The sequence below is a fragment of the bacterium genome (assembly GCA_035505375.1).
Classification (GTDB): domain Bacteria; phylum Hydrothermota; class Tepidihabitantia; order Tepidihabitantales; family Tepidihabitantaceae; genus UBA2258.
This window is the reverse complement of the sequence record DATJQV010000081.1, coordinates 20,515-32,597: the sequence shown is the minus strand read 5'-3', so window position 1 is coordinate 32,597 and position 12,083 is coordinate 20,515. Positions and strand designations below refer to the sequence as shown.

8 protein-coding genes and 1 pseudogene are annotated in these 12,083 nt (G+C 62.1%); 8 read left to right on the top strand and 1 reads right to left on the bottom strand.

Translation table 11 applies throughout. The features are described 5' to 3' along the window. The first annotated feature begins 177 nt into the window (after positions 1-177). From VMH22_13175 to VMH22_13140, 8 genes and pseudogenes are all read left to right on the top strand, one after another. Positions 178-435: pseudogene (locus VMH22_13175) on the top strand (TM1266 family iron-only hydrogenase system putative regulator). A gap of 122 nt (positions 436-557) precedes the next feature. Beyond that, entirely contained in the window at positions 558-2,015 is a 1,458-nt protein-coding gene (hydG, locus tag VMH22_13170; GenBank protein HTW92640.1) for a [FeFe] hydrogenase H-cluster radical SAM maturase HydG, read from the top strand. After that, complete coding sequence (locus VMH22_13165; GenBank protein HTW92639.1) at positions 1,993-3,519, top strand: aspartate ammonia-lyase; 1,527 nt, start codon at positions 1,993-1,995, stop codon at positions 3,517-3,519. The genes hydG and VMH22_13165 overlap by 23 nt, the downstream gene beginning before the upstream one ends. Continuing rightward, positions 3,516-4,823, top strand: coding sequence for a [FeFe] hydrogenase H-cluster maturation GTPase HydF (hydF, locus tag VMH22_13160; GenBank protein ID HTW92638.1), 1,308 nt, complete (start codon positions 3,516-3,518; stop codon positions 4,821-4,823). The genes VMH22_13165 and hydF overlap by 4 nt, the downstream gene beginning before the upstream one ends. Positions 4,824-5,011: 188 nt before the next feature. Next, positions 5,012-6,118 (top strand): [FeFe] hydrogenase H-cluster radical SAM maturase HydE, encoded by a 1,107-nt coding sequence (hydE, locus tag VMH22_13155; protein ID HTW92637.1) that lies wholly within the window; start codon positions 5,012-5,014, stop codon positions 6,116-6,118. Between the two features lie 221 nt (positions 6,119-6,339). Continuing rightward, a complete protein-coding gene (locus VMH22_13150) occupies positions 6,340-8,310 on the top strand; it encodes a glycosyltransferase family 39 protein (GenBank protein ID HTW92636.1) in 1,971 nt (656 codons plus the stop codon). 31 nt (positions 8,311-8,341) lie between these two features. Beyond that, a complete protein-coding gene (locus tag VMH22_13145) occupies positions 8,342-9,370 on the top strand; it encodes an ABC transporter ATP-binding protein (GenBank protein HTW92635.1) in 1,029 nt (342 codons plus the stop codon). Positions 9,371-9,566: 196 nt separating this feature from the next. Then, positions 9,567-10,388, top strand: coding sequence for an ABC transporter permease (locus VMH22_13140; protein HTW92634.1), 822 nt, complete (start codon positions 9,567-9,569; stop codon positions 10,386-10,388). Positions 10,389-10,495: 107 nt separating this feature from the next. Here VMH22_13140 and VMH22_13135 read toward each other — a convergent pair whose 3' ends face one another. Further along, positions 10,496-11,134: a hypothetical protein gene (locus VMH22_13135; GenBank protein ID HTW92633.1), complete on the bottom strand. Its 639-nt coding sequence runs from the start codon at positions 11,132-11,134 to the stop codon at positions 10,496-10,498. Positions 11,135-12,083 lie beyond the last annotated feature (949 nt).

Here is a 12,083-nt window from a genome sequence, read left to right as displayed (position 1 = left end):
ATCAGAACTGAAGCCACTTCCGAGATGAGGGCGCGCAGCGCCTGAATCCACAGGGAACGCTTCATCTGAAAAGCCCGCGCTAAGCTAGACGCATCACGCATAACGCCGGACAGAGCTTTCGGTTTCGGGCGTGGAGCGTCATGCCTAGAGCGTAGAGCTACTCTAGGAGAATTGATCATGAATGAGTCTGAAGCTATCCATGAACACCGCCTTGGCGTTGTCGCCGTCTTCGTCGAGAACCGGCTTGATACCGCGCCCAAGGTGAACCAGATATTGAGTGAGTACGGTCGGATTCTCGTCGGCCGGATGGGCATTCCCTATCGAGAGAGGAATCTGTCTGTCATCGCAGTCATAGTTGATGGCTCGAACGACGAGATTGGCGCGATGACCGGGAGGCTGGGGGCGATACCTGGCGTGAGCGTGAAGGCGGCGCTTCGCAAGAAGAACGGAGATGCAGAGTGCAAGGGGCAAGATGCAAGCTGCAAGATTGAGGACGGTAGGTCGAACGAAGCGAGAAGCCAGAAGCTAGATGCTAGAGCGCAGAACGAGGACGAGACATGAGTGAAGTCAAGGGCGAAAAGCCAAGAGCCAAGAGCCAAAACCCGGCTGGACTCAGGAGCCAGGACGACTTCATCGACGACGGCAGGATCGAGGAGACGCTGGCGGCAGCGCGGCCGGACCCGGGAAGAGTGCGCGAGGTGCTGGCAAAGTCGCTTGCCAAGAAACGGCTGGAGCCGGAGGAGACGGCGGCGTTGCTTGTCATCAAAGACCCGGCGCTGTGGCAGGAGGTGTTCGCCGCTGCCCGGAAGTTGAAGAACGACGTCTACGGTAACCGCATCGTCCTGTTCGCTCCGCTCTACGTCGGGGACAAGTGCATCAACAATTGCGCCTATTGCGGGTTCAAGTGCTCCAACCGCGACGTCGTGCGAAAGACTCTGTCCGACGATGAACTCCGGTCAGAACTGGTCGCGCTCGAAGGGCAAGGACACAAGCGGCTGATTCTCGTCTGGGGCGAGCATCCGAACTATTCGGCCGAGGAGATGGCGCGCATCGTGAAGATTGCCTACACGACCAAGGTAGGCAAGGGCGAGATTCGGCGCGTCAATATCAACGCCGCACCGCTCGACGTCGAGGGGTACCGGACGATGAAGGCGGCCGGCATCGGCACGTACCAGGTCTTTCAGGAGACTTACCATCATCCGACCTATCGAACAGTGCACCCGGCGAACACGCGCAAGGGCGACTACGTGTGGCGGCTGACATCGCACGACCGCGCGATGAAAGGCGGCGTGGACGACGTGGGCATCGGCGCCCTTTTCGGCCTCTACGACTGGCGGTTCGAGGTGATGGGGCTGCTGGCGCACACCATCCATCTCGAAGAGCGGTTCGGAGTCGGGCCTCATACTATCAGTTTTCCCCGCATCAACATTGCCTCCAACGTGGAGCTGGACCGGTCGCACTTTGTCTCGGACGAGGACTTCAAGAAGGTGATTGCGGTGCTGCGGCTGGCAGTGCCCTACACCGGCATGATTCTCACCGCCCGCGAGACGCCGGAGATGCGGCGCGAAGGGCTGCAGCTCGGGGTCTCGCAGATTGACGCAGGCTCCCGACTCGAACTCGGTTCCTACCAGGAATGTCGGGAGGGCGAGTGTCAGGAACTGAACCGCGAGCAGTTCGAGCTACATGACACGCGGCCGCTCGACGCGGTCGTGGGAGAGCTCATCCGGGACGGTTACATTCCGAGTTGGTGCACGTCCTGCTACCGGCTGGGCCGGACCGGCGAGCACTTCATGGAGTTCTCGATTCCCGGGTTCATCAAGCGCTATTGCACGCCCAATGCCTTGACTACGCTGGCCGAGTACCTGACCGATTACGCATCGGAGCAGACGAAGCGGGACGGCTTTGCCCTGATTGAGAAGGAAATGGCGCAGATACCGGATGAGAAGACGCAGGCCCAGGTGCGGGCGCGGATCGAGAAGATCAGGACAACCAATGAGCGAGACCTCTGCTTCTAGACGGGGAAATGGGGACAGTCCCCCGGAGCGCGAGGACGCGCGGTACAGTCCCCATTTCCCCGGAACCCAATTCCGCACGGAGTCCGATTCCAAGGGCGAGCGCGAGGTGCCGGCTGATGCGCTGTACGGAATCCACACGGTGCGGGCGCTAGAGAACTTCCCGCTTTCAGGCCGGCCGGTGCACGTGCTGCTGGTCCACGCGTTCGGCGCGGTGAAGCTCGCCTGCGCGCGGGCCAACCGGGCGTGTGGCACCTGGAAGAACGACGTGGCCAAGGCCGACGCCATCGAGCAGGCTTGTCGTGAGATGATGGAAGGCAGGTTCGACGGGCAGGTCTTGGTGGATGCGCTGCAGGGCGGGGCCGGTACTTCCACGAATATGAACGTGAACGAGGTACTCGCCAACCGGGCGTTGCAGATTCTCGGTGAGCCGCTGGGTAACTACGCGCGCGTCTCGCCGCACGACGACTTGAATCTCCACCAGTCTACCAACGACACATTCCCGACCGCGCTGCGAGTCGCGGCGGTGTGGTCGCTGCGCGAACTGGAGGAGGAACTGGTCGCCCTGCAGGAGGCGTTTCAGGCCAAGGAGCAGGAGTTCGCCGGTGCGGTGAAGGTCGGCAGGACCGAGATGCAGGACGCGGTACTCATCACGCTTGGTCGCGAGATGGGCGCGTATGCCGAGGCGTTTGCGCGGGACCGCTGGCGGGTGTTCAAGTGCGAGGAACGGCTGCGCACTGTGAACCTCGGCGGCACCGCGGTCGGCACCGGTTTGGGCGCGCCGCGGAGCTACATCTTTAGCGTGGTCGACCATCTGCGCGACATCACCGGCATCGGCCTGGGCCGGGCCGAGAACCTGGTCGAGGCAACGCAGAACGCGGACGCATTTGTCGAGGTGTCGGGCACGATGAAGGCCTGCGCCGCCAACCTGATTAAGGTCTCGAACGACTTGCGGCTGCTCTCTTCCGGCCCCGAGGCTGGGCTGGGCGAGATCGAACTGCCCGAGCGCCAGGCAGGTTCCACAATAATGCCGGGCAAGGTGAACCCGGTGATTCCCGAGGCAGTGGCGCAGGCGGCGATGATGGTGTTCGGGTACGACGCGGTCATCTCGCACGCTGCTTCCGCCGGGAACCTGGAGTTGAACCAGTTCATGCCGCTGATCGCGAGCGCCCTCCTCGACGAACTGGATCTGCTCCACAACGCCTGCAGGATTCTCAGGATGCACTGTGTGACCGGGATTCGGGCAAACGCTGAGCGCTGCCGTAAGTTCGTGGAGTCGACGACCGCGACCGTGACCGCGCTGGTGGAGGAGCTTGGCTACGACAAGGCCGAGGCGCTAGTGAAGGAATCGCAGGCGACCGGGAAGTCGCTGCGGCAACTGGCTGAAGAGAAGTATGGAGTCCCGGCCAAGCGTTTCGACGAACTGGTGTCTCCGGAGGCTGTAAACCGGCTGGGAAGCGTCTCCAATCGGTCGGATACGTCCGATCCGTCAGAGAGGAGACCATGAAAGCCCCCAAGAGTCTGCGGCTGCACATCGGGATATTCGGACGGCGCAACGTGGGCAAGTCATCGCTGCTAAACGCGCTCACGCGCCAGCAGGTTTCGATTGTGTCCGATGTGGCTGGTACAACCACTGACCCGGTCGAGAAGCCGATGGAGCTGCTGCCGCTGGGATCGGTGCTCTTCATCGATACGGCGGGCGTGGATGACGTCGGTGCGCTCGGCGAGATGCGGGTCGAGAAGACGCGCAAGGTGCTCGAACGGACTGATGTCGGCGTCGTCGTGGCCGAGGACGGGAAATGGGACAGCTTCGAGCAGGCGATGGTGGACGAGCTGACCAAGCGCGGCGTACCTGCCATCGTGGTTTTCAACAAGTCCGACCTGGCTGAGCGGCCGGAAAACAGGGACGCTACCGCGGCGAGTCCGACGCAGCCGCTCGGAGGAAGTGTCCCTAGTTTTCCGGACGCTACCGCAGAACTTGAGCGGAGGCTGCAAGATGCGGGTGTAAGAGTCGTGCGGACCGTAGCGCCGCAGCGCGAAGGCATACTGGCCTTGCGTGAGGCGCTTATTGCGTCCGCGCCGGAGGAGTTCGTGAACCCGCCGACCATCATTGGCGACCTGCTGCCCAGCGGGGGACTGGCGGTGCTGGTCGTGCCGATCGACAAGGAAGCGCCGCGCGGCCGGCTCATCCAGCCGCAGGTACAGACCATCCGCGACCTGCTGGACAACGACGCCTACTGCATGGTGGTGAAAGAACGGGAGCTGCGCGACGCGCTCCTGCGCCTGAACCGGAAGCCGGACATCGTTGTCACCGACTCGCAGGCGTTCCTGAAGGTTGCTGGTGACACGCCGCCGGATGTGAAGCTCACCTCTTTCTCGATCCTCTTCGCCCGGTTCAAGGGCGACCTGGTTGAGATGGTGCGGGGCGCGACCGCGATTGAACATTTGAAGCCGGGCGACCGGGTGCTCATTGCCGAGAGCTGCAGCCATCATCCCATCGGCGATGACATCGGGCGGGTGAAGATACCGCGCTGGCTGACCCAGTACGTGGGCGGGAAATTGGAGTTCGTCACGCACCAGGGGCACGACTTCCCGGAGGACGTGTCTCAGTTCAAACTGGTGATTCATTGCGGCGCGTGCATGACCAACCGGCGCGCGGTTCTGAACCGCGTGGCAAGGTGCCGCGAACAGGGCGTGCCGATTACCAACTACGGGCTGAGCATCGCCTACTCGCTCGGCATCTTTGAGCGGGCGCTGGAGCCGTTTCCGGCAGCGCTTGATGCCTATCGTGGACAGACCAACCGCAGATGACGCAGATGGCCCGGACGCAGAGAGAACATCCACAGATTAAGCCCAGGGCGGGGACATGACCGGATTGTCAGACAATGCGGATCGTGTCCCAAGCCCGGACGGATGCAGACTAGTTTTCCACGCCATAGGAAAGGTGTGCTGACATGAGCGGTTCTGAGTTCAATCCCTGGGAAGGTGGCTGACCGGGTATGCAGGCCGCGGGCGCGGTCATGAAGATGCTGCAGGGGAAAGGCGGGTCAGAGCCGGATCCGAAAGGCCTGACCCGCGACGAGGTGCTCGACTGGCTCAAGGAAGAGGAAGAGTGGAAGCTCAGTTTCCTCTGGGAAGAGGCAGACCGCGTGCGGCGCGAGCATGTGGGCGACGAGGTGCACCTGCGTGGGCTCATTGAGCTGTCGAGCTACTGCCGGCGTGACTGCCACTACTGCGGCATCCGCGGCAGCCGGAAGATCGAACGCTACCGGATGAGCGAGGCCGAGGTCGAGGAGTGCGTGCGGCTCGGCGTGCAACTCGGATACGGGACCGTGGTACTGCAGGCGGGCGAGGACCCGGGACTCTCACGCGAGCGCATCACCCGGCACATACGTTTCATCAAGGCCGAGACACCCCTGGCAGTGACATTGTCGCTCGGCGAGCGGAGTGAAGCGGATCTGGCCGAGTGGCGCGAGGCGGGCGCTGACCGCTACCTCCTGCGACATGAGACTTCGGACATGACGCTCTTCCACCGAATTCACCCGGACTGCGCAAGGGAAGCCAGCGACCGAATCGAGTTATTGCGCAAGCTGAAGCGGCTCGGATACGAGGCGGGATCAGGGGTGATGGTTGGGATCCCGGGGCAGAGCTACGAATCCCTGGCTGACGACGTCATGCTCTTCCGCGAGCTGGACCTGGAAATGGTGGGCGTGGGACCGTACCTCGCGCATCCCGACACGCCGCTCGGGCGTGATGCCGCAGCGCTATCGCTTCCTACCGGAGAGCAGGTTCCTGCGACCGACGTGATGACGACAAAGGTCATCGCCCTGACGCGGTTGACTTGTCCGGACGTGAACATTCCGGCAACGACCGCGCTTGCCACGGTCAATAACGAGAACGGCCGCGAACTCGGGCTTGAGAGGGGCGCAAATGTGTGGATGCCCAATCTGACGCCAGTGAAGTACCGCAAGCTCTACGAGATATACCCCGACAAAGCCTGCGTCGGCGACAATGCCGCAGCGTGTCAGGCGTGCCTGCTGGGGCGCATTGCCGCCATCGGTCGCGTTCCGGGGAAAGGGCCGGGAGGGCGGAAGGGAAAGGGATAGAGGGATCGAGAGATCAAGGGATCAAGCGCGAACGGGACCGGATTCGACCACAAAGACACAAAGAGGTTCCGGACTCCGAGAATCTGCGTTCATCACCGTTCATCCGTGGTTGATACCGTCAGGTCCGTCATTCTGCATTCTGGATTCTGACTTCTGAGTTGTCCGTGGCACGCGCGCCGCTTCCTTGACCGGGCGCGGCCCGGCTTCTATACTGGCCCGCCGTGCAAGAGTCCACTGAAGCGAGACCTGCCGAGCGCGAGAGCCGCCTCTGGCTCTTGGTCGCGCTTGCGCTGACGTTTGTCATCCGTCTCTGGTTTGTCCTCAGCATGCGCGGGCACCCGTTCTCGACCATCGGGCCGCAGATGCTCGACTCCTACTACTACCACCGCTGGGCAATCGACATCATCTCCGGCAAGCTCTGGGGAACGGAGGTCTTCTTCCTACGGCCGCTGTACCCGTACCTGCTGGCGCTGGTCTACGCTATCTTCGGCCAGCACATCCTCGCGGTGCAACTCATCCAGGCCGTGCTCGCCACCGTCTCCTGCTTCCTTCTCTACGACTCGACCCGCCGCATCTTCGGGGCACGGTCTGCCGCCTTCGCGTCAATCGGGTTCGCCCTGACCGGCGTCCTCGTCTTCTACACCGGTGCCTTGCTCTACGTCGAGATAACCATCCTGCTGAGCCTGCTCTTCCTCTGGCTGACGTTCGTCGCGGGCAGACGCACGTGGCTCTCGGTGCTCGGGGGCGCCTGCTTCGGGCTGCTGGTCATCTGCCGGCCCGAACTGCTCATGCTGCTTCCTGTCGTCCTCGTCTGGCTTTGGCGGAGGTCGCGCGTCTATGGTTCGCCGCACACGCTTCCGCGCTTCGGGCTGGACGCGCTGACAGTGGCAGCGCTCCTGGTAATCGCCATAGTCCCCATCCGTAACTTCATCGTCGCCCACGACCCGGTCATCTTCACCGCCCATTCGGGCGTCAACTTCTATTATGGTAACAATCCATCCGCCGACGGCACGTGGCAGCCGACCCGCGAACTTGAGAAGGGCGGAGGGTTCTCGCTCGAACGCATGGCGCAGGTTAGCCGCACCATCAACGGACACGAGGTGAAGGCTTCCGAGGCCTCTTCCTACTGGCTGCGCCAGGGGCTGGCGTTCATCGCCCACGAGCCGGGCAAGTACATCAAGCTGCTTGGCCGCAAGTTCGTGCTCTTCTTCAACAACTACGAGGTGCCAAACGACTACTACCTGGATACAGCGCGTGCCGCATCGCTGCCTCTCAAACTGGCCTTCATCAACTACGGTCTGGTGTTGGCGCTTGGCGTGCTTGGCATGGCCTGGGCATGGCCCATCGGGAAGTCCGAGGGGCGAAGTTCGAATGCCGAACGAGCGACACACCGGCGCATGCTGGCAATGCCGGCCTACTTCTTCGTTGCCGCGTATCTCATATCTTCTCTTGTCTTCTACGTGCTCTCACGGCTGCGCGCGCCAGTCATCCCGTTTCTGCTCATGTTCGCCGGATACGCTGCGAGCGAACTGGTTGAAGCCGTCAGGCAGCGCCGCTTCGTGCGGATAGCGGCCGGCGTCGTTCCCGCGGTCGCGGTTTACATCATCTCGGCCATCATCCCGGTCAACCGCAGCGTCTATTCGGCCCAGGCATGGACCCAGGAGGGCAACATCTATCTCGGGCAGCAGGACTTCGTCAAGGCCGTCAGCGCCTTCAACCGGGCCCTTGTGGCGCTGCCGTCCTACAACTACGCCCGCTACTCGCTCGTGCTGGCTTTGGCCGGCACCGGCCAGGTATCGGACGCTCAGGCCCAGATGCTCAAGATTGAACAGGCCACCGCGTACTCCACCGACCGCAACACGCTCCTCAGTCTTGCCGCGGCCCGGATTGCCATTGCCAACGCCATCAGCACCGCGGACCCGAAATGGAGGCCGGCGCGGCGTCTGGCCGACGCCTGGGTGGCAGTCGCGGATAGTCAGTACACCGCAGCCGAGTCGCTTTATCGCGCGAACATGGAACAGAACTGGGGTGATGCCGAATCCAGCTTCCTGCTCGGGGTGGTCTACATCAAGACGGACAGTTTTCCCCAGGCGCGTGAGTGGCTCGGCCGCGCAGCCACACTTGACCCGACCAACGACGCGGCGCGGAGTGCGCTGTCTCTCTTGGAGAAGGCCGCGGCGAGTAGAAAGTGAGCATGGGCGGGAAGACCGGAGACATTTCCTGATGAGTCAGGTTCCACGTGGCGGCCAGTTCCGCGAAACCGAAAACGGGGACAGTCCCCCGGAGGCTCGCGTAGAACACTCGCCGGTACAGTCCCCGTTTTCGGACGTGTCCCGTGCTGAGCCGTTGGTGGTGGCTGAGAACCTGGTGAAGCGATACGACGGGCTCGCGGCCGTGGACGGCATCAGCTTCGAGATAAAGCCGCGCGAGGTCGTCGGTTTCCTCGGCCCCAACGGCGCGGGCAAGACCACGACCATTCGCATGCTCGCCGGTGGCTCGCCGCGGACCAGCGGACGACTCGATGTGTTCGGCATGGACGTGACGCTGCATCCGCGGGAAATAAAGGCCCAACTCGGGATCGTGCCGCAGGACAACAACTACGACCCGGACCTGTCCGTCATCGAGAATCTGCTGGTGTACGCGCGGTACTACGGCATCCCGACGCGAACGGCCCGCGAGCGCTCGCGCGAACTACTCGAATTCGCCCACCTGACCGACAAGGCCAACGAGAAGGTGGACGACCTCTCCGGAGGTATGAAGCGCCGACTGATTCTCGCGCGCGGCCTCATCAATACGCCGCGTATGCTCGTACTCGACGAGCCGACGACCGGGCTCGACCCGCAGGCGCGCCGGCTCATCTGGGAACGGCTGCGCGAACTCCGACAGCGAGGCGTGACCATCCTTATTACTACCCACTATATGGATGAGGCCGAGCAGATCTGCGACCGCCTGCTGATAATGGACAACGGACACATAATTGCGACCGGCTCGCCTCGGGGCTTGATAACTGAACACGCCGGCAACGAAGTGCTGGAGGTCGTGCCCGAGGACGGCGACGGCGCTCAGGTTGAGGCGGCGCTGGGCGAGTGCCGGTTCCAGAAGCTTGGAGACAAGTTCGAGGTTTTCGCATCCGACTGCCCGGGGGCGCTCGAACGAATCCGCCAGAGCGTGCGCCTGAATTCCTACAGCGTGCGTCGGGCCACGCTTGAAGACGTCTTCATCCGGCTGACCGGAAGGGAACTCCGTGACTAACCACGGGCTGGAACATTGGGGATCGTGTCCCAAGCCCTCACATTCTTGAACTCCATGGTGAAGGACAGATTAGTAAGGACAAAGGACTAAGCAAATGCGAAAGGCACAAGTCCCAAGTCCGACTTCGGCCTTTGTGATTGACTCTTTGCTTTGTCCTTTGTACTTTGTCCTTGATACTTGAGGGCGATACTCAGGAATGACTAGTCCCCAATCCCTGACCCCTGGCCCCCAGCCCCTTGCCCGTCGTGTCCTTCCCGACCTCAGCTTCCGCCTCTGGCAGGTCTGGTTTCGCAACTTTCTCGTCTTCCGCCGGCTCTTCCTTGTCAACTTTCTGCTGCCGATGGGCGAACCGCTGCTCTACCTCGTGGCGATGGGATACGGGCTTGGGACATTCATCAAGCAGATTGACGGCATCCCCTACGCGCGGTTCATCGGGCCCGGGCTCGTCTCCGTGGCGATGATGTACGCCTCGTTCTTCGAATGCACGTACTCATCCTTTGTCCGGATGATATTCCAGCGCACGTTCGACGCCATCACCGCCACGCCGGTCAACGTCGACGAGGTCGTGGCCGGTGAGATATTCTGGGGCGCGACCCGGGCCGCGCTCAACTCGACTATGGTCTACGTTGTGGTCATCCTGTTTGGGCTCGGGCCGGTCTGGCTGCTGCCATTTGTCCCGGTCTTCGGGTTCATCTGCGGCGTGCTCTTCGCCTCGATGGGGATGATTGCGACCGCGCTCGTGCCTTCGATTGACTTCTTCAACTACCCGATATTCCTTTTCATCACGCCGATGTTCCTCTTCAGCGGCACCTTCTTCCCGCTCACAACTCTGCCCAAGGCCGTGCAGACGGTGAGTTATGCTATCCTGCCCCTGACTCACGTCGTCCGGATCAACCGGGCCTTAATTCTCGGCCATCCCGGCCTCACGCTACTCTACAGCCTCGCCTGGATTGTCACGGTCGGCACCGTCGCGTTCTTCCTCGCCATCGCGCTCATGAAGCGCAGGCTGATCAAGTAGACAGCAGACAGTAGACAGTAGACAGGGGGCAGGCGCCCTTCTCGGCAATCTACCAGTTGGACCTGCTGCGAGGATGCGGAAGCTACGTCTTGCGGGTCGACCGGGAGCTAGAACCGCACGCGCAGCAGTCTGGCATCGAGGGCAACGACGGTTCGGTGTTCAGCCCCGCATGATTGCTCCAACCTGGCCGCGAAGCTCGGCGGCTGGAGACGACTGTGACTGCTTGCGTAGCCCGGCGTCACGCCAATGTTGTAGCCAACCGTGGCCAGAATCGGCGGGCCGGCGACGAGTGTGACCAAGGCTGCGTTCCCTGCGAGATACGACGGGGCCGATCCTTTCAGGGCGTAGACAACGCCCGCGCCTATCACCACGACCGGCGGCACGAAGGCGAGTTCGTATGACAGATTTGAGTTGCCGTCGAAATACAAAGCTCGGCCGACCATACGTGCCCCGATGGCGCTGCCGGCTGAGTAGGCCGCTAGCGTTCCAAGACCGCACACCAACGCCGGCAGCACGCTGCCGTTCCCGACGCCCAGACTGGAATTCTCACCGGCCGCCAAGGATAAGAACGCGGGCAGCGCGGCGACGGCCACGCCCATCCCCACCCCGCCGAGACCTTCCAGCGTGTACGCGGCCGGCCCCGGTCTTGGCGTTTCCTCGACGGCTAGGCTAGGCTCGAGTTGCGCATGAGCCGGAAACGCTAACATCCCGATGAGAATCACGGTCACTACTGTTCTCAGGTGCATGACGTTTCTTCTATCAAGACTTCGGGTTACTCCAGCCGCATTCTATCCCTCGTGCTACGGCGGGTCAACCGTTGAACATGTTTACGGCTCCTGCGGCAGGATTCCGGAGGTTCCAGACTTCTGCCTTCTGTACCTCTGAACCCGTCTCTGCGTCTAATAAGCGAATAAGGTGGGGGGTTGGTAGAAGGTGTGAAGTGTCCACAGCCAGGACATGGGCTGACATGAAGACTGGAGTCCTTTAGAATAGGACCACTATAGCGGGAGTGCCCCTCCCGCTATTCCATCTCAGGCGAAAACAGCCGTCGGCTGTTGCGCCCGAGACGCCAAGGCGGGAATCCGACGATCCGAAAGGGCGAGAGTGTTGCCGATCGGGTGAGTTGCGAATCCGGAGCGGAGTGGAGGAATCTAGCGGCGATTCAGCCTGCTGTTGAGCATGCTACGGGCGTAGCAACTCGGGAGGCAATTCTCCGAGCAAACCGGAGAGCAACGGCCGGAGCTTACTTGGGAGCAACCCGGACAGGAACCCGCGGAATTACTCGGGCCGCAACGCTCCGACCAACCCGGAGAGGAACCGGTGGAGCAACGCGTAGACTAACCCGGAAAGCTAACCGGAGAGCAACCGGTAGACCAACCCGGCGAGTTGCGGTGGAGGTTCATCCCGGAATTGCGGTGGAGACAACCTCCCTGTCTACTGTCTACTGAATCCTGTCTACTATCTGCGGGGCAATCCCCCGGGCGAGGGAGGGGAGTTTTGGGGAGACGACCTAGCGCGTTGATAATCAACAAGTTAGGACGGATTCGCGTCGGGTCGGCGTGTATCCTACAGGTAAACTTTGCGTCCGCACGTCCGCGCTCAAGAACCGGCCGACTCGACCCTGCATTCTGACTTCCGGCCTCTGACCTCTGACCGCGTCTGCTTGACTTGCGTCGGAGGAAGCGTATCCTGTTG

Bases quoted from the DNA above. Each gene is read 5' to 3' on its own strand.
- VMH22_13165 (HTW92639.1), top strand. From the start codon at position 1,993: ATGAGCGAGACCTCTGCTTCTAGACGGGGAAATGGGGACAGTCCCCCG.
- hydF (HTW92638.1), top strand. From the start codon at position 3,516: ATGAAAGCCCCCAAGAGTCTGCGGCTGCACATCGGGATATTCGGACGG.
- hydG (HTW92640.1), top strand. From the start codon at position 558: ATGAGTGAAGTCAAGGGCGAAAAGCCAAGAGCCAAGAGCCAAAACCCG.
- VMH22_13135 (HTW92633.1), bottom strand. From the start codon at position 11,134: ATGCACCTGAGAACAGTAGTGACCGTGATTCTCATCGGGATGTTAGCG.
- hydE (HTW92637.1), top strand. From the start codon at position 5,012: ATGCAGGCCGCGGGCGCGGTCATGAAGATGCTGCAGGGGAAAGGCGGG.
- VMH22_13145 (HTW92635.1), top strand. From the start codon at position 8,342: ATGAGTCAGGTTCCACGTGGCGGCCAGTTCCGCGAAACCGAAAACGGG.
- VMH22_13140 (HTW92634.1), top strand. From the start codon at position 9,567: ATGACTAGTCCCCAATCCCTGACCCCTGGCCCCCAGCCCCTTGCCCGT.